The 17,412-nt window shown below is 71.1% G+C and carries 16 protein-coding genes; 7 read left to right on the top strand and 9 right to left on the bottom strand.

The window, feature by feature from the left end; translation table 11 throughout:
- Positions 1 to 117 precede the first annotated feature (117 nt).
- From QLQ12_RS09870 to QLQ12_RS09860, 3 genes are all read right to left on the bottom strand, one after another.
- On the bottom strand, positions 118 to 789 hold the full coding sequence (locus QLQ12_RS09870; RefSeq protein WP_282758807.1) for a DsbA family oxidoreductase: 672 nt from the start codon (positions 787 to 789) through the stop codon (positions 118 to 120).
- A 57-nt stretch (positions 790 to 846) separates the two neighbouring features.
- Complete coding sequence (locus tag QLQ12_RS09865; RefSeq protein ID WP_282758806.1) at positions 847 to 1,209, bottom strand: antibiotic biosynthesis monooxygenase family protein; 363 nt, start codon at positions 1,207 to 1,209, stop codon at positions 847 to 849.
- Positions 1,210 to 1,359: 150 nt separating this feature from the next.
- Positions 1,360 to 2,091 (bottom strand): VOC family protein, encoded by a 732-nt coding sequence (locus QLQ12_RS09860; protein ID WP_282758805.1) that lies wholly within the window; start codon positions 2,089 to 2,091, stop codon positions 1,360 to 1,362.
- A gap of 200 nt (positions 2,092 to 2,291) precedes the next feature.
- On the opposite strand from QLQ12_RS09860, the gene rph reads away from it, so the two are divergent.
- Positions 2,292 to 4,922: a rifamycin-inactivating phosphotransferase gene (rph, locus tag QLQ12_RS09855; RefSeq protein ID WP_282758804.1), complete on the top strand. Its 2,631-nt coding sequence runs from the start codon at positions 2,292 to 2,294 to the stop codon at positions 4,920 to 4,922.
- A gap of 42 nt (positions 4,923 to 4,964) precedes the next feature.
- Here rph and QLQ12_RS09850 read toward each other — a convergent pair whose 3' ends face one another.
- Positions 4,965 to 5,384 (bottom strand): hypothetical protein, encoded by a 420-nt coding sequence (locus tag QLQ12_RS09850; protein ID WP_282758803.1) that lies wholly within the window; start codon positions 5,382 to 5,384, stop codon positions 4,965 to 4,967.
- Between the two features lie 145 nt (positions 5,385 to 5,529).
- On the opposite strand from QLQ12_RS09850, the gene QLQ12_RS09845 reads away from it, so the two are divergent.
- Positions 5,530 to 6,222, top strand: a complete 693-nt coding sequence (locus QLQ12_RS09845; RefSeq protein WP_282758802.1) for a GntR family transcriptional regulator — start codon at positions 5,530 to 5,532, stop codon at positions 6,220 to 6,222.
- A gap of 3 nt (positions 6,223 to 6,225) precedes the next feature.
- Here QLQ12_RS09845 and QLQ12_RS09840 read toward each other — a convergent pair whose 3' ends face one another.
- Positions 6,226 to 7,110 (bottom strand): 5-oxoprolinase subunit C family protein, encoded by an 885-nt coding sequence (locus QLQ12_RS09840; protein ID WP_282758801.1) that lies wholly within the window; start codon positions 7,108 to 7,110, stop codon positions 6,226 to 6,228.
- Positions 7,107 to 7,724 carry a 5-oxoprolinase subunit B family protein gene (locus QLQ12_RS09835; RefSeq protein WP_282758799.1) on the bottom strand — a complete coding sequence of 206 codons (618 nt, stop codon included), beginning with the start codon at positions 7,722 to 7,724 and terminating at the stop codon, positions 7,107 to 7,109. Before QLQ12_RS09835 ends, QLQ12_RS09840 begins: the two co-directional genes overlap by 4 nt.
- A gap of 132 nt (positions 7,725 to 7,856) precedes the next feature.
- On the opposite strand from QLQ12_RS09835, the gene QLQ12_RS09830 reads away from it, so the two are divergent.
- The 3 genes from QLQ12_RS09830 (at position 7,857) to bla (ending at position 12,089) form a co-directional block, all read left to right on the top strand.
- Positions 7,857 to 9,176 carry an MFS transporter gene (locus QLQ12_RS09830; RefSeq protein ID WP_282758797.1) on the top strand — a complete coding sequence of 440 codons (1,320 nt, stop codon included), beginning with the start codon at positions 7,857 to 7,859 and terminating at the stop codon, positions 9,174 to 9,176.
- Between the two features lie 181 nt (positions 9,177 to 9,357).
- Positions 9,358 to 10,953 (top strand): methyl-accepting chemotaxis protein, encoded by a 1,596-nt coding sequence (locus QLQ12_RS09825; RefSeq protein ID WP_282758796.1) that lies wholly within the window; start codon positions 9,358 to 9,360, stop codon positions 10,951 to 10,953.
- 161 nt (positions 10,954 to 11,114) lie between these two features.
- On the top strand, positions 11,115 to 12,089 hold the full coding sequence (gene bla / locus QLQ12_RS09820) for a class A beta-lactamase (protein ID WP_282758795.1): 975 nt from the start codon (positions 11,115 to 11,117) through the stop codon (positions 12,087 to 12,089).
- A 38-nt stretch (positions 12,090 to 12,127) separates the two neighbouring features.
- Here the strand turns inward: bla and QLQ12_RS09815 are convergent, their stop codons facing one another.
- The 3 genes from QLQ12_RS09815 to QLQ12_RS09805 all read right to left on the bottom strand — a co-directional run bounded on the left by QLQ12_RS09815 (position 12,128) and on the right by QLQ12_RS09805 (position 16,354).
- Positions 12,128 to 13,168 carry a zinc-binding dehydrogenase gene (locus tag QLQ12_RS09815; protein ID WP_282758794.1) on the bottom strand — a complete coding sequence of 347 codons (1,041 nt, stop codon included), beginning with the start codon at positions 13,166 to 13,168 and terminating at the stop codon, positions 12,128 to 12,130.
- Positions 13,169 to 13,260: 92 nt separating this feature from the next.
- Complete coding sequence (locus QLQ12_RS09810) at positions 13,261 to 14,727, bottom strand: cellulase family glycosylhydrolase (protein ID WP_282758793.1); 1,467 nt, start codon at positions 14,725 to 14,727, stop codon at positions 13,261 to 13,263.
- A 241-nt stretch (positions 14,728 to 14,968) separates the two neighbouring features.
- The gene (locus tag QLQ12_RS09805) at positions 14,969 to 16,354 is read right to left on the bottom strand and encodes an FAD-binding oxidoreductase (protein WP_282758792.1); all 1,386 of its coding nucleotides are present in this window, start codon (positions 16,352 to 16,354) and stop codon (positions 14,969 to 14,971) included.
- 181 nt (positions 16,355 to 16,535) lie between these two features.
- On the opposite strand from QLQ12_RS09805, the gene QLQ12_RS47055 reads away from it, so the two are divergent.
- Together QLQ12_RS47055 and QLQ12_RS09795 are read left to right on the top strand one after the other, a co-directional pair.
- Entirely contained in the window at positions 16,536 to 16,952 is a 417-nt protein-coding gene (locus QLQ12_RS47055) for a hypothetical protein (protein ID WP_407651443.1), read from the top strand.
- A gap of 291 nt (positions 16,953 to 17,243) precedes the next feature.
- The gene (locus tag QLQ12_RS09795) at positions 17,244 to 17,387 is read left to right on the top strand and encodes a hypothetical protein (RefSeq protein ID WP_282758791.1); all 144 of its coding nucleotides are present in this window, start codon (positions 17,244 to 17,246) and stop codon (positions 17,385 to 17,387) included.
- Positions 17,388 to 17,412: the final 25 nt, after the last annotated feature.

Here is a 17,412-nt window from a genome sequence, read left to right as displayed (position 1 = left end):
GACGTTCCCCGGGCCGGCGCAGGCTGCAGTTGCCGTCCGGGCGCAGCCGCCACGAGACATCCACCGCCAGCACCAGCCGAACCGCTCCGTCCGGGCAGCAGTACCGGAAGGTTCGGGTCAACCGAGATGACTTTCGCGACCGGGCAGATGTGGTGCTGCGGCGTCTGATGCGGTCAGGCGCTGGTTCACCAACAGGCGTAGCTTTTCAGGAGCCTGAACACCGGAAACCGGCGGCAGACCGTCGATCACCAACGACGGGACACTCGTCACGCCCCGTTCCGCGGCCCCACGTTCATCGGCGCGCACCTCCTCGGCGTAGTCGTTCCCGCCGAGCAGCGTGCGTACGTCGGCCGGGTCAAGCCCGGCCTCGTCGCCCAGCCGTTCGAGAGTCTGCGGCTCGGCGACGTTGAGACCTTCGGTGTGATAGCCGTGGAACAGGCGCTCCATCATCTTGTCGGCGACACCATGGTCGGCGGCGAGGTGACACAGCCGGTGGGCGTCGAACGTGTTCACCGGCCGCGCCCGGTGCAGGTTCAGCTGCAAGCCTTCCGCCTCACCGAGCGCGCGGATGCGCGTGATCCTGGCCGAGGCCTGCTCACCCCACCAGCCGGCCATCGCTTCAGCGGCCGTCAGGCCGGGGACCGTGCCTTCCTCCGGAGCGAGCTCGTAGCTGCGCCAGACGATCTGGCTCCGATCGCGGTCGGTGATCTCGGCCAATGCGGCGGCGAGACGCCTCTTGCCGATGTAGCACCATGGGCAAAGGATGTCCGCGTATATCTCTACCTTCATGGGTTCCTCATTCGACCGGCAGTGGGGGATCGCCGCACAGGTTCGGGTGACCCGGGATCAGGCATCGGTCTGCTGCGGGCCGGGACCGACTTCACGGTCGACGACGTAGGTCGGATTGCCGCTCATACGGGGCTCAGCCTTGCCGGATAATCCGTTCAGGGCCTCGCGGATGGCCGCCATCCGGCCTTCGGTGTCGGAGGTGGCCACAAAGTTGCGGTAGTCCGCCTCGCTTGCCCAATGCACGATGTTGTAGACGCGGGTGCCGTCGGTGCTGATGTGGAACCGGGCCGAACGGTAGCCAGGATAGAAGCGAACCCACCGCTGCTGAATCTCGGCGAAGGCGGTGACGAGTTCACGCTGCGTGGCAGGTCCGTCGACCGTGTAGTCGATGATGGAGTAGAACCCCGTGTCAGTGGTCATGCGTTCTCCAGGCGATGGGTCAGCAGAAGTCGTGGCCGGTCTCGACCTTGCAACTTCAACAAGACTTGAGGTCAAGAGAGCGCGAACTGGCAAACCACAGCCACTGCGGTGTGCGCGAGGCCGACAGCGCCCGCACGGAGAGGGCCGAGGTCAGGCTGGGGTGAGGAGGCAGAACTCGTTGCCTTCCGGGTCGGCCATGACCTTCCAGGGCACATCGCTCCGGCCCAGGTCGACGGCGGTGGCGCCGAGGGCCCGCAGTCTGGTCGCCTCGGCCTCCAGGTCGTCGTCCGGGTAGGGGCGGACGTCGAGATGGACGCGGTTCCACACGGTCTTCACGTCGGGGGTGCGGACGAAGCGCAGCCAGGGGCCGACGTCCTTGGCCGAGCGCAGCACCGCGTGGTCGTCGGTCACCTCGTGCAGGGTCCAGTCCATGGCCGCGCCCCAGAAACGGGCCATGGCTCGCGGATCCGCGCAGTCGGCCACGACCGAGGCGATCGGTCCGGTGTCCTGGCGGGACGGGTCCAGCACGCAGAACTCGTTGCCCTCCGGATCGGCCATCACAGTCCAGCCGACGTCGCCCTGGCCGACGTCGGCCAGCGTCGCGCCGAGATGCCTCAGGCGCGTGATCAGCTCCGCCTGATGACTCGCCGAGGTGGTGGCGAGGTCGACGTGCACGCGGTTCTTCACCGTCTTGGGTTCCGGCGAGGCGATGAGGTCGATGCAGACGGCGATGGGGTCGGGGTAGACGAAGTCCTCGGGTTCGAGGTTTGTCACGCCGGGTCCCTCGCTGGAGACCGCCCAGCCGAGAGCCTCCGCCCAGAAACCGCCCAGCGCGGAGTCGTCCCGGGCCTTCATGTTGATTTGAACGAGCCGCGTTGCCATGCCGACGATGCTAGCGGCAGTCCGGCGATCAAGATCATCCGAAAGAGACAAGGCGGGAGATCATCTCCCGCCACTCCTAACGTATAGCGCACCGGGGGGCTTGCGGCAAGACCCGGGTTCTGCCGCAGAATCGGCGTCCTGACTCGGCGCCGGCGGAAGCGGCGGCGGGCAGAAGCGCCGGCGACATCACAGGGAGCGCAATGATCGAGAAGTACGTGCTGGGGTTCGACGAGATCGACGAGACGCGGGTCGCGGTGGCCGGCGGCAAGGGCGCGCACCTGGGGGCGCTGTCACGGATCGACGGCGTCCGCGTGCCGGCCGGTTTCTGCGTGACGACGCACGCCTTCCGCCGGGCCGTGGCCGGAGCGCCGTCCCTGCGGACGCGACTCGATCGGCTGTCGGCGCTGGACCCGGACGACGGGGAGGCGATCGGCAGGCTCAGCGCGGAGATCCGCCGTACCGTCGAGGAGATCGCCGTGCCCGACGATCTCGTGGCGGCGATCACCGAAGCGGTCGCCGGACTCGGCGAGCGGGACGCCTATGCGGTCCGGTCCAGCGCGACGGCCGAGGACATGCCGACGGCCTCGTTCGCCGGCCAGCAGGACACCTACCTGAACGTGGTGGGCGCCGCCGCGATCCTGCGGCACGTCAGCCGGTGCTGGGCCTCGCTGTTCACCGAACGGGCGGTCGTCTACCGCCGGCGCAACGGCATCGACCACCGTGCGGTGCAGATGGCCGTCGTCGTGCAGCGGATGGTCTTCCCGGAGGCGAGCGGCATCCTGTTCACGGCCGACCCGGTCACGGGCAACCGGAGGATCGCCTCCGTGGACGCCGGGTTCGGCCTCGGCGAGGCCCTGGTGTCCGGGCTGGTCAACGCGGACGTGTTCCAGGTGCGCGACGGCGAGGTGATCGCCCGGACGATCGCGGCCAAGCATCTGGCCGTCCACGCCGTACCGGGCGGCGGGACGCGGGAGGAGGCGATCGAGCCGGCACGGCGGGAGCGGCCCGCGCTGACCGACGAGCAGGCGGTGCGGCTGGTGCGGCTCGGCCGGCGGATCGAGGCGCGCTTCGGCCGTCCCCAGGACATCGAGTGGTGCCTGGCCGGCGACGACTTCGCGATCGTCCAGAGCCGGCCGATCACGACGCTGTTCCCCGTGCCGGTGGCCGCCGACGGGGAGAAACACGTCTACGTCTGCGTCGGCCACCAGCAGATGATGACCGACGCGATGAAGCCCCTGGGCTTCTCGATGTGGCAGCACACCGCGATGGTCCCGATGCACGAGGCCGGCGGCCGGCTCTTCGTCGACGTCGCCCCGCGGCTCGCCGCGCCGGCGAGCCGGGCCGGCCTGCTGGAGCTCATCGGCAGGTCGGAGCCGTTGATCAGGGACGCGCTGGAGACCGTCCTCGACCGCGGCGACATCATCGAACCGGTGCCGGACCGGAGCCCGGGCGGGCCGCCGGCCGGCGAGGCGGCCGGCCCGGCCCCGATCGAGACCGACCCGGCCGTCGTCACCGGGCTGATCGAGCGCAGCGAGGCGTCCGTCGACGTGCTGCGCCGTGACATCCGGGACAAGTCCGGGCCCGCGTTGTTCGACTTCCTGCTGGAGGCCTTCGACGAGCACAAGCGGCTCCTCGGCGATCCGCTGAGCATGCAGGTGATCATGGCGGGGATGAACGCCACGTGGTGGCTCAACGAGAAGCTGCAGGAGTGGCTCGGCGAGAAGAACGCGGCCGACACCCTCACGCTGTCCGCTCCCGGCAACATCACCTCGGAGATGGGGCTGGACCTGCTGGACGTCGCCGACGTGATCCGCCCGCATCCGGAGGTGGTCGCGTTCCTGCGCGACACCCTCCACCGCGACGACGACGGTTTCCTCGGCGAACTGCCGAAACTCGCCGGCGGGCCGGCGGCGCGCGACGCCATCACGGCCTATCTCGACCGGTACGGCATGCGCTGCGCCGGCGAGATCGACATCACGCGGCCACGATGGAGGGAGCGCCCGTCCACCCTCGTACCGGCGATCCTCGACAACGTCCGCAATTTCGAGCCGGGCGCCGCCCGGCGGCGTTTCGAACAGGGACGTCTCCAGGCGGAGAAGAAGGCGCGAGAGATTCTGGTACGCCTGCGCGCCCTGCCGGACGGCGACCGCAAGGCCGCCGAGACCGAGCGGATGATCGAGCGGGTGCGGACCTTCATCGGCTACCGCGAGTACCCGAAGTACGCGATCGTGAGCCGCTACTTCGTCTACAAGCGGGCGCTGCTGGAGGAGGCCGGGCGGCTGGTGCGGGCGGGGATCCTCGCGGAGAGGGAGGACGCCTTCTTCCTCACGTTCCAGGAGTTCCACGACGCCGTGCGGACGAACCGGGTGGACCACCGGCTTCTCCAGCAGCGCAAGGAGGACTTCCGGGCGTACCAGGCGCTCACGCCGCCGCGGGTGCTCACCTCGGACGGTGAGGCCGTCGACGGGACCTACCGGCGCGACGACGTGCCGGACGGCGCCCTGATCGGCCTGGCGGTCTCCGGCGGGACCGTCGAGGGCCGGGCCCGTGTCGTCCTGGACCTGGCCCGGGCCGACCTCGAACCGGGCGACATCCTCGTCACCGCCTACACCGATCCCAGCTGGACGCCGTTGTTCGTCGCCGTCGCGGGCCTGGTCACGGAGGTGGGTGGCCTGATGACCCATGGCGCGGTGATCGCCCGGGAGTACGGCCTGCCGGCCGTCGTCGGCGTGCAGCGGGCCACCCGGCTGATCCGGGACGGGCAGCGGATCCGGATCCACGGAAACGGCGGGTTCGTCGAAATCCTGCCGGACGACGCGGCGGCGACCTGAGCGCGGTTGCCGCCGGTCGACGGTGTCGTATCGGCCGCCCGTTCAGCGGACCAGCAACGTATAACTCGGCGCGAATCCGGTCCGGCAGCGGAATGACACCCAGACCTTCCGTGCCACGCCGTCGTCGCCGACCTTCCGGCATTCCGCCTCGGCATCGCGGGACTCGTTGAAGGCCGCGGTGTAGATCTGCTTCTCGCTGCGGAGCGGAATGATTCGCGGTTTGTACGTGACGGTCAGGTCGTCGCCGGCGAAACCGGAGCGGACCGTGTACGACTTCCATGCTCCGGCCTGTTTTCCGGCCCGGCCGATGACGGCCGCGCGGCCGAAGTCGTAGGTGCCCAGCAGGGCGGTCACGGTGGCAAAGGGCCGGGCGGGGGAGGGCACGGCGTGGGCGGCGGCCGGCGCCGATACGGCCGCGGCGGAGGCGATGGCGACAACGGCCGCTCGAATGGGCGTACGCATGCGTGGGATGTCCTTTCACCACGTCTCGGGGATCTCCCGTGACATGAGGGACAACCGCGGTGGAGAGGAATGGTTTCTTTCCACGACCGTTCGCCGGCGCCGCCCGCCGCCGAGGCGCGGTAAGGGATTGTTCTACGATTTGGGGGTGACCGATGAGTGGGGTGCGCGGCTGGCGGGAGATCGGGCGTTGCTCGACCGGGGCAGCACGGCGGAGCGGGTGGCGGACATCCTGCGACAGCGAATCACCGAGGGCGTGTTCCTGCCCGGCACCCGGCTGAGCGAGGAGAACCTGCGCGAGGCGCTCGGCATCTCGCGGAACACGCTGCGCGAGGCGTTCCGGCTGCTCTCCCACGAGGGGCTGCTGGAGCACCAGCTCAACCGGGGCGTCTTCGTCAGGTTGCTGAGCGTCGAGGACATCCGGGACCTGTACGCGATGCGCCGCATCCTCGAATGCGGCGCGCTGCGCAACCTGGGCGTCGTGCCGCCGGAGGCGGTGACCGGCGTGGGCGCGGCGATCGAGGCGGCCGGCGAGGCGGCGGCCCGCGGCGACTGGAGCGCGGTCGGCACCGCGAACATGCGGTTCCACCAGGCGATCGCCGACCTGGCCGGCAGCCGGCGGGTGGCCGAGGCGGTCCGGGCGCTGCTGGCCGAGTTGCGCCTGGTGTTCCTGGTCGTGGCCGACCCGCGGCAGTTGCACGAGCCGTACCTGGCGGCGAACCGCAAACTCTACGAACTGCTGGCGGCGGGTGACGCGCGAGCCGCCGAGGAGGCCCTGCAGCGCTACTTCGACGACGCGGAGGCGCAGCTGCTCGCCGCCTACACCGCCGCGGCGTCCTGATCGTCACCGGTGCGGGGCCGGGGTGAAGCGGACCGGCGTCCCGGGCCGGGCCTGGCCGACCAGTCCGATGTCGGCCGGGTCCACCACGCCGATCACCGGATAGCCGCCGGTCGTCGGGTGGTCGGCCAGGAAGATCAGCGGCTGGCCGTTCGCCGGCACCTGGATCGCGCCGAGCACCAGCCCCTCACTGGGCAGCTCCCCGTCGACGGCGCGGGCCAGAGCCGGGCCGGTCAGGCGGGCGCCGATCCGGTCGGTCTCGGCCGACACGCGGTACTCGGAGGAGAACAGGGTGTCGCGGGCGGACGCGGTGAACCAGTCGTCACGCGGGCCGAGCCAGACGCGCAGCCGCAGCTCGCCGGCGGGCGGCGGGTAGGGCGCGACGTCGACGGCGGGAGGCGGCCCGGTCACCGGGCCGACCGGGAGCAGATCGCCGTCCCGGACCGGGCGGGGACCGAGGCCGGACAGCGTGTCGGTGGACCGGCTGCCCAGCACCGGCGGGACCGCGATCCCGCCGCCGGCGGCCAGGTAGACGCGCAGTCCGGCGGTGGCCCGGCCGATGGTGACGTGGGCGCCGGCCGGCACGGCGAGGGGGAAGCCCGGGTCCGCGGGCCGGTCGCCGACCGTCACCGCGCAGGGCGCGCCGGTGACCGCGAGCGTGACCGCGCGGGTGGCCCGGAGCCGTACGCCGCCGAGCAGGATCTCCAGGCCGGCGGCGCCGGGCGGGTTGCCGGCCAGCCGGTTCGCCAGGCGGAGCGCGCCCGCGTCGGCGGCGCCGGAGCGCGGCACGCCGAGGTGGGCGAAGCCGGGCCGCCCGAGATCCTGAACGGTGGTGCGCACTCCCGCGCGCACCACCTCCAGCACCGGGTCCTCGTGGGACAGCCGGCTCATGCCGCCTCGACGAATCGCACGGTCGCGCCGGGGGTGAGCAGCGCGGGCGGATCACTGTCCAGATCGAAGAGCCGGGCGTCGGTACGGCCGACGCACTGCCACCCGCCCGGCGAGGGGGTCGGGTAGACCCCGCTGTACGGGCCGGCGAGCGCCACCGTCCCCGCCGGCACCCGGGTCCGCGGCGACGGCCGGCGGGGCACGTGGTGACGTGGGTCCAGGCCGGTCAGGTAGGCGAATCCGGGCGCGAACCCGCAGAACGCCACGCGGAACGTGGTGCCGGTGTGGATCGCGACCACGCCGGCCCGGTCGGTGCCCCACAGTCGCGCGACGTCGTCGAGGTCTTCCCCGTCGTACCACGTCGGGATCTTGATCGTCGGGGAGGAGCCGGCGGCGGGCGACGGCGCGGAGGGCCCGCCGGCCGGCAGGAGCGCGGTGATCCGATCGGGATCGGTGACGCCGTCGATCAGGACGGTGCGCGCCGCCGGGACGATGTCCGCCGCGCTCAGCGTGCCCTCCGTCCGCGCCGCGGTGAGCAGGTCGTAGGCGGCGGAGACGGCGTTGTCGTCGTCGAGTTCGAGCAGAACGGCCGTGGGTCCGGCCCGGCGTGCGCGCATGGGTCTTCCGTTCGTCGGGTCAGGTGTCGGGTTACGCAGTCCTTGGATTGAGGTATTGCAGTATTGTTCAACGATTTCTACAGTGTGGCATACGGCACCAAGCATCCGACGACCACCCCCGTAGGAGCAGCCATGAACACCAGCCGCCGCGTGATAGTCGCGAGCCTCGTCGGCACATCCCTCGAGTGGTACGACTTCTTCCTCTACGCCTCCGCCGCCGCCCTCGTCTTCGGCAGACTGTTCTTCCCCAGCTTCGACCCGCTCACCGGCACACTGCTGGCCTTCACCACCTACGCGGTCGGCTTCGTCGCCCGGCCGCTGGGCGGCATCGTCTTCGGCCACTTCGGTGACCGGGCGGGCCGCAAGAACGTGCTCGTGGCCACGCTGCTGCTGATGGGCGGCGCCACGTTCCTCATCGGGGTGCTGCCCACCCACGCGGCCATCGGCACCGCCGCCCCGGTCCTGCTGGTGACGTTGCGGTTCCTGCAGGGCCTCGGCCTCGGCGGCGAGTGGGGCGGAGCGGTCGTGATGTCGCTGGAACACGGCGACCCCGCGCGGCGCGGGCTGTCCGCGTCATGGCCGCAGGTCGGCGTCCCGGCCGGCAACCTGCTCGCCTCCGGCGTGCTCTGGCTGCTCTCGGCGACCCTTTCGGAGAGTTCCTTTCTCAGCTGGGGATGGCGTGTTCCGTTTCTTCTGTCTGGCCTGCTTGTGCTGGTGGGCCTGTGGATCCGCATCGCGGTCACGGAGTCGCCGGCGTTTGCACAGATCGCTGCGAAAGGCGGCAAGGCCAGGCTTCCGCTGATCGAGGTGCTGCGGCGGCACCCGCGCGGCCTGCTGGTCGCGATGGCCGCCCGGATCGGCACCGACGTCGCGTTCTACACCTTCTCGCTGTACGTCCTGACCTATGTGACCGGCACTGTCGGCCTGCCGCGCACGGTCGCGCTCACCGGCGTGCTCGTCGCCTCCGGCCTGCAACTGGTGCTGATCCCGCTGTTCGGAGGGCTCTCCGACCGGCTCGGGCGCCGGCCCGTCTACGCCGCCGGCGCGATCGCGGCCGCGATCTGGGGGTTCGCCTTCTTTCCCCTGCTCGACACCGGGAACACGCTGGTCATCGTGCTCACCGTGGTGGTGGCGCTGGCCACCCACGCCGCCATGTACGGCCCGCAGGCCGCGTTGGTCGCCGAGATGTTCTCCACCCGGCTGCGCTACTCCGGCGCCTCGATGGGCTATCAGATCGCCGGCATCTTCGGCGGAGCGCTCGCACCGATCATCGCGATCAAGCTGGTGGCGTCCACCGGCAGCGCGTTCGCCGTGTCGGTCTATGTGGCGGCGGCGCTGCTGCTCACCCTGGTGGCGCTCGCCTTCGCCCCGGAGACCTCCCGGTTCCCCACTCTCGACACCGATCCCGCCTCCGCCGAGGCCGCGCCCGGCAGGTCCCCGCTCGCCGCCTGAGCCCCGGCGCCCTCGGCCGGCCGCAGGCTGATCCGTCCGAGGGCGTCCTCGCTCGCTCCGATCGCCGACTGGTTCGTGCCGGCAATCCGGCAGATGTCCTCATCCGTGGCCGTTCGCGGCCGATCAGAGTTCGGGGCCTCTTGCCGGCCCGGTCTGCTGAAAGTGACGGCGGGAGTCGACGATGTCCATGGGCGGCGTGATGGGTTCGCTCAGCCTGCGGGCCAGCATGCTGGTCACCGCGACGATCGCCCTGCTGGCCGCCGTCGTGGTCGGGGCGGTCGGTGTCATGCGGATGGACGCGATCGCCGACCGGGCGCAGAAGATCTACGCCGAGTCCCTGGTGCCGGTCAGCACCGTTCAGGACATCCAGCAGTTGATCTGGCACTCGCGATGGGCGAGCCTGTCGAACCTCACCGCCACCGACGCGGCCAAAGCCGCCGACTACGCGGAGGAGACCAAGCAGCAGCTCGACCTGGTGTCGGCTCGCCTCGGCGAGTATCAGGGGTTGACGGTCACCGGCACGGAGCGGGCCGCCATGGCGGCGTTCGAAGGGTCCTGGAACACCTACCTCGAGTTGCGCGATCAGTCGTCGGCACTGAAGAAGGCCGGACAGATCGACGAGTGGCAGAAGTTCCGCAGCAGCACCCTCAACCCGGCTCTGGCCCAGGTCATCACCGACCTGGACACCTTGCGGACTCTCTCCCAGCAGCAGGCGCAAGCCCAGGCCGAGGAGGCCCGGTCCACGGCGCGGGACGCCCGTACCGCCATCATCGCCGCCTTGATCATCGGCGTGGTGCTGGCGGCCGTCGTCTCCGTGCTGATGGCGCGGGCGCTGAGCCGCCGTCTCGACGGGCTCGGCGGAGTGCTGGCAGCGATGGCCGAGGGTGATCTCGCGGAACGCGAACCCGACCCGGCCGGCACCGAGGTCGGGCGGATGTCGCGGTCGGTTCACCGGGTCGCCGCGCAGATGCGGTCGACCATGACCACGCTCGCCGCGGCGTCCGCGAGCCTGTCGACGCGCTCGGGTCAGTTGCAGGAGGCCAGCCAGAACCTGACCGAGGCCACTCAGCAGAACTCGCAGAAGGTGCAGCTGATCGACGCGGCGGCCGGCGAGGTCACCTCCGGTGTGCACGCCGTGGCCGGCGGCGCCCAGGAGATGGGCGCCGCGATCCGGGAGATCGCCATGAGCGCCGCCGAAGCCGCCACCGTGGCCGGCGACGCCGTCCAGGCGGCGAGCCGAGCCGAGCACGTCATGGCCAAACTGGACGCGTCGTCGGCCGAGATCGACAGCGTGGTCAAGACCATCACCGCCATCGCCGAGCAGACGAATCTCCTCGCGCTGAACGCCACTATCGAGGCCGCCCGCGCCGGCGAGACGGGCAAGGGCTTCGCCGTCGTCGCCGGTGAGGTCAAGGACCTGGCGCAGGAGACCGCGAAGGCGACCGAGGAGATCAGCCGCCGTATCGAGGCGATCCAGGCCGATGCCCGCGTCGCGGTCGACGCCATCTCCGGCATCGGGCAGGTGATCGGACGGATCAACGACTACCAGAACACGATCGCCTCCGCGGTCGAGGAACAGAGCGCCACCACCAACGGCATGACCAGCGACCTCGGCCGGGCCGCCGCCGGCACATCCGAGATCAGCAGCCAGCTCGTGGACGTCGTCACGCTGTCCGGCTCCACCCGCGAGGCGGCCCAGGCCACCCGCACCGCCGCCGACGACCTGGCCCGCATCGCCGGCGAACTCGACACCACCGTCTCCAGCTTCCGCTACTGAGCATGTTCCCAGCCCACGTCGGCGTGCGGTGACGGCGACCGGGCCCGCTTGCGTCCACTGTGTAGATTGCCCGGCGTGCTCAGGGATGTGCTCCACCGATGCCGCGTCGGCCGGCCGTCAGGTCGCGCGCTCATGGCCACGTCAGCGCAAGGGCGGGGACGATGACGCGGCCGACGATCACCCGGCGGGCCGCGATCGGTGCCGCGGCGCTCCTGCTGGCGGGCTGCGCCCGGAAGGACGAGAAGGCTGACACGTCGGCAGGTCGACCGAGCCCCAGCCCTTCCGGCTCCGCCCCCGCGTCACCCCCGGCCACCGTGCCCGGCTCGGAGGAACGCCACGATCGGCTCGTGGAGCTGGAGCGCAGGTTCTCCGCACGGCTGGGGGTGTACGCGGTGGCGACCGGCACCGGCGCCACTGTCGCCCATCAGGCGGATGAACGGTTTCCCTACTGCTCGGCGTTCAAGGGCCTGGCAGCCGCCGCCGTCTTGAACAGCGTCCCGCTGTCGAAGCTGGACCAGCGCGTCCGGTTCACCCGGGCCGATGTGGAGCCGAACTGGGACAACTCCCGCAAGACCCGGGAGAGGGTGGCCACCGGGATGACTCTCGGCGAGCTCTGCGACGCCGCCGTCCGCTTCAGCGACGGTACGGCCGGCAATCTCCTCCTCCGTCAGCTCGGTGGCCCGGCCGAGCTGACGGCTTACCTGCGAACGCTCGGCGACACGGTGACCCTGGCCGAGCGGACGGAACCGGCGCTCTGGCGGGACTGGACGCCCGGAGACCAGCGCGACACGACCTCCGCGCGGGCCATCGGCACGGACTACCACAAGATCGTCGCGGGCGGCGCTCTCCCGGGCGACGCCCGTGCCTACCTTCGCGACCTGCTGGAACGCGCCCATGAGACGCCCAACAGCAGGAATCGAATCCGGGCCGTCGTGCCGCGCGGATGGACCGTGGCCAACAAGACCGGCACCGGAGGCCCGTACGGCCCCGCGAACGACATCGCCGTCGTGTGGCCGTCGAAGTCGGCCGAGCCCCTCCTCATCTCCATCATGTCGCGCCGGTCCGGCCGCGACGCCGCGCCCGACAACACCCTCGTCGCCGAGGCCGCCAGGTACGTACTGGACAAGATCACCTGACCTCGGTAGCCGCCGCTCGGGTCGGCCCACCGCGGGCGTCAGCGAGTGGGGTCGATCATGGTCATTCCGGCGACCGTGGCAGTGTCGTAGACGGGCAGCAGCCGCGCCGCCTCGGCCAGTCCGATCGTGCGCTCGATCAGGCGCTGAGGCTGCAGCGTGCCCCGCTCGATGAGCGCCAGCATGCCCGGATAGTCGGCCGCGGCCATCCCGTGACTGCCCAGCACGTCGAGTTCCCAGCCGATCACCCGCGCCATCGGCGCCCGGGGGAGCCCGTCGACCGGCGGCAGCAGCCCCACCTGCACGTGGCGGCCCCGCCGGCGCAGGCCGAGGATCGCGTCGGCGCAGGTCTGCTCGCTGCCGACCGCGTCGACGGAGACGTGGCTGCCGCCGCCGGTCACCGCGGCGATCGCGGCGGGAATGTCGGCGCCGTCGGCGAGCAACGTGTGCTCCGCCCCGAGCTCGGCCGCCACGGCGAGAGCTCGCGGGTTCCGGTCCACCGCGACCACCCGGGCGCCCAGCGCACGGGCGATCATCACCGCGCTGAGCCCGACGCCGCCGGCGCCGACCACGCTCACCCACTCGCCTTCGGCGACCCGGGCACGGCCGACCAGAGCGCGGTACGCGGTGGCGAACCGGCATCCGAGACTCGCCGCGGCCGCGAAGCCGACCTGGCCGGGGATCGCGATCAGGTTGGTGTCGGCGGCGTGCAGGGCGACGTACTCGGCGAACGAGCCCCAGTGGGTGAACCCCGGCTGCCGCTGGTCCGGGCAGACCTGCGCCTGCCCGGTCCGGCACCACTCACACCGCCCGCAGCCGCAGACGAACGGAACGGTCACCCGGTCACCGGCCGCCCAGCGCTCGACTCCCGCGCCGACCTCGGCCACGACACCGGCCAGCTCGTGACCCGGCACGTGCGGCGGGACGATGTCGTCGTCGTGACCCGCCCAGCCGTGCCAGTCGCTGCGGCACATCCCGGTGGCCAGGACCCGGACCACCACCCCACCGACCGGCGCCGTCGGCTCGGCGACCTCCCGGACTTCCGGTTCGGATCTGACGGCATCGAACACCACGGCGCGCACCGGCCCATCCTGCCAGGCGGCGGGATCCGGCGATCAACGGCGGGCTGTCGTACGGCCACGGCGCCGCCCGCCCTCGCGCGACCACCGGCCGGTCAGGACACCGCGACGTCGTCGAACCAGACCGTGCCGGTGTTGTCACCCGACTTCAGGTGCAGTTGCACGCCCGCCGCTCCGGCCGGGGCGACGGTCTCCACGACGAGTTTCGTCCAGCTGGAGTTCCCGGACGGCAGCCGGTTCGAGGTGTTCTGGCCGATCCACTGGCCGTTGATGTCGAACCAGCTCAGCGCGATCTCCGTGGTGCCGGTGGCGGCGACGGCGCGGGCGTACGCCTCGGCACGCCACCGGTAGCCGACCTGAACCGGCGTGATCGGCGAGGTGACCAGCGACGGCAGCCCGGAGGGGGTCCGGGTGGTGCCGGAGAACCGGGCCGACTGGGTGCCGGTGCGCGCCGATTCGGTGGTGATCACGGCGGTGCCGGCCTCGGGCAGGTGCTGCCGCCACGGCGAGTCGATCGCCGCGGCTTCGAAACTCAGGTTCAGGATGCTGTTCGGGGTGGTCCCGGTCGTCCACGCGGTGGTGACCACCGAGGCGGCGAACTTCGGGGCGCCGTCGGTGCGGTGCAGGCCGAACTTGTACTGGGCGGGCTGCGTGGACACCGCCGAGTTGGGCGGGATGGCGCCGGGGGAGAAGTCGTTGAGCGTCCACGGGGACACCGATCCGGTGCCCGCCTCCCGGGCGGCGCGGAAGACCCGGGCCAGGTAGGCGCCCTGGTGCCCGTCGGTGCCGGTCAGGGTGCTGGCACCGGTCTCGCCGATGACCATCGGGGCGGGGGCGACCGCGGCCTGGGCGCGGCGGATCTCGGCGAGGGACCGTTCCGAGGCGCCGTAGAAGTGGAAGTCGTAGTAGTCCAGCGGCGTACTGGCGAGAAGGGTCTTGATCTGTGCCATGCCGGCCGCGCCGGTGCCGCCGTCGACCGACAGGGTGAGCGGCATGGCCGGAGCGGTGGTGCGGATCGCGGGGATCACCTGGCGAACCCAGGCGACCGCGCTGGTGTCGTTCGGCTGGAACTCGTTCTTCAGCTCGACGGCGATCACCCGGGGGTCGTTCACGTACGGCGCCAGCACGGCGTTGGCCCAGGCGATGCTGTTGGCCACGTCGGAGTAACCGGACCACCAGTCGAACAGGGTCACCTTGACGGTCAGGCCGTGAACCGCGGCGAGGTCGATGACGGTGCGAAGCCGCTCGGTGTAGGTAGCGGCCGGCGTCGGGTATCCGAACGTCTGGGGGAAGACGATGACCCGGACGTTGTCCGCGCCGAGCGTGGCGACCCTGGCGAGATCGGTGTTGACACGAGCCGGGTCGAAGTTCGTCCACATCGACGACCAGCCGGCGTTGGACGGGTAGTAGTTCATGCTCTTCGCGACCCCGACCGCGGCCAGGCGGCTGGCCATCGTCGGCGCGGAGGCGGTGGTCGTGGCATGGAGCTGGGAGACCGGAAGCAGCGTGCCGGGCAGGAGCAAGCCGGCCAGGACGGCGGCGCGGAACCACACTCTGCGCATGGGAACAGGCCTTCTTTCGGGGGGCGCGCCGGGGCCGTGGCACCGAGGCTGAAAGTGGGGGGAGAGGGACGGCTGGTCTCGTCGCGGGTGGACACCCGCGGATTCGCCGTCTCGCCACCGGCTGACCGCCGACGCTTCTATAAACGACAGTAAGGGCCGATGTGGGGGTCGGCAATGACAACCGCGTGCCAGGCCGTTTCCGGCCGGTGTGGCCTACTCAGGAAAGCCGGGTGTGGCCTTCTCAGGAGAGCGCGGTCTCCTCCAGAAGGGCCGGCACCGCGGAGGCGAAGACGTTTCCGGGATCGTAGGCGCGTTTGGCCGCCAGCAGCCGGTCCAGGTTCGCCCCGTAGGAGGCCCGGGCCCGGTCGTCCTCCTCGGGCCCGAGCAGATTCGGGTATCCGCCCGGCAGCGCTATCGGGTCGAGTGCCGTCACCACCGAGTCGGCCCAGGCCCGGTGCCGCTGCGGCGACTCACCGGGCGGCCACACCGCGATCACCTCGGCCACCTGGTGCGGGGACCGCATCGCGAAAGCGGTGGCGCCCGGCTCGATCCGGGCCGCCGCGCCGTGGAACCGGTTCACGATCAGCGCCGAGTACGGTGACGTCACCGCGCCGGCGCCGGCGACCAGCGCGTCCACGGCGTCCGCCGACATCTCGGGGAACCAGCGGCTGCGCAGCAGATAGTGGTTGCGGTCGGAGATGTTGCCGTCGAACATCGCGAGCGCGGCCGGGTACGGCATCGGGCCCACCTGATCGACGATCGGATGCCCCAGGGCCCGCAGCCGCGCCACCGCCCGGTCACCGGCGGCCAGGTCGGTCCCGGACCAGAACGGGCAGACGAACGGCAGTGCGCGGCCGTCCGGCCCGGGCAGGAACCCGCACATGACGGTGAGCTCGTCGGGAGCGTCCGCCACCACCTCGGCGTATCCGGAGAGGACGGCGGCGGCCTCGCCGAACGGGAACATCAGCATGCCGGCCAGCACGACCGGCAACGCGTGCAGCCGGTACCGCAGCCGGGTGACGACACCGAAATTGCCGCCCCCGCCGCGCAGCGCCCACCACAGCTCACTGTCGTGGTCCGGCCCGGCCGTCACGGTGGCGCCGTCGGCGAGGACGACGTCGGCGTCCAGCAGATTGTCCAGAGCGAGCCCGTGCCGGCCGATCAGGCCGCCGTATCCGCCGACGGTGGTGAGCCCGGCCATGCCGACCGAGCTGACCACACCGGTCGCGGTGGCCATGCCGTGCGGGGTGGTCGCGGCGAGCAGATCGGCGGCCGTCGCGCCACCCTGGACGCTGACGGTGCGGGCGGCGGTGTCGGCGTGGGTGCCGCGCATCAGGGTGAGGTCGACGACGAGGCCGCCGTCGCGCAGAGCACGTCCGGCCCAGTCATGGCCGCCCGCCCGTACCGACAGGGGCAGGCCGGCGTCACGGGCGGCGCGCACCGCGAGGCTGACCTCGTCCGTGTCGGCGCAGCGGGCGATCACGGCGGGCCGGCGGGTCACGGCGGCGTTCCAGACCTGCCGGGCCACGGCGAACTCGTCGTCACCGGCGGTGACGAGCCGCGCGCCGAGCCGCTGTCGCAGCAGGCGGATCGCGGTGGCATCGGTCGCTGCGCTGGTGGCGCTCATGCCGGCCCCCCTGGATAGGCGATGGGTGGCAGGGCGACCGTACCCGCCCGTCACCGGTCGTGCCGTCGCGAACACGACTCGAGCACCACTTCGGGCTGACGGCGGGGCACGAGGCACGGCGGGTCGAGTTCGCTACCCGCGTACCCATCTCGACCTGACCGCCGGCAACCTCTCCAAACACTTGAGCGTGCTGGAGACGGCCGCCCTGGTCGACATCGAGAAGGGCTACGAGGGCAAGCGCGCCCGGGCCGGGCTCAGCCTGGATGGCCCGATGCAATGCCAACCCCCGATCACCGCCGACATCAACCGGCCATTCATGATGATGACCGCCGACTTCACTCGCGCCGGCAAACTGAGCGCCGCCGATTTCTGGACCCACCTGCACGGCTGGCGCCGCGACCTGCGGATCGACGGCGGCACCGAGATCCCGTACTCCGACGCGGTATGGCTACTCCCGCAGATGGCCCGGCTCACCGGGATGAGCGACCAGAAACTGACCGGCTTCATCGGAACGTTCGACCCGAGCCTGGCGGTCAAATCCAGCAGACGCACCCGCTCGCCTTCTTCGACCTGCGATTACGCCACCTCCTGGGGGTAATACAGCCTTGACACCCAGGGATCTTGCTTTAACGCAACTGATCAATTCACCACGTCGCTCGATACGCTGGTTGGCTGGAACTCGCGAGCCGAAGAACATGCGGGCGCGTGCACGGGCGCTATGGTCGACAACTCTTGGACCGTGTGTCATCTCTTCCGTGGTAACCACAGACGGAGCGTCTTGCGAGAGTCCTCTCTGAGGATCACGCTGTATGGAGTTCGAGCGACCTTACGTACGCGATCTTGCGAGGTGAGCATGTCGTCAGCCGGCTGGTACGACCCAGGCGAGAAGATGAAGCGCGAAGTCCAAGAGAACGCCGAACGGCAGCGCCGGCGTGAGAACGGCGGCGGCGATGGCTGCTTTGGGGTTTTCTTACTATTTATCTTGGTTGTGGTGGCCGCGGTCTCGTGGCCGATGGTGCAACTGTTCTCCTGAATGCCAGACATTACGTGCCCGATCG

Origin of the sequence: Actinoplanes sandaracinus (assembly GCF_030009775.1) — a bacterium.
Classification (GTDB): Bacteria; Actinomycetota; Actinomycetes; order Mycobacteriales; family Micromonosporaceae; genus Actinoplanes; species Actinoplanes sandaracinus.
Note: the sequence above shows the minus strand (reverse complement) of the source record. Positions and strands in the feature narration are given on the sequence as shown.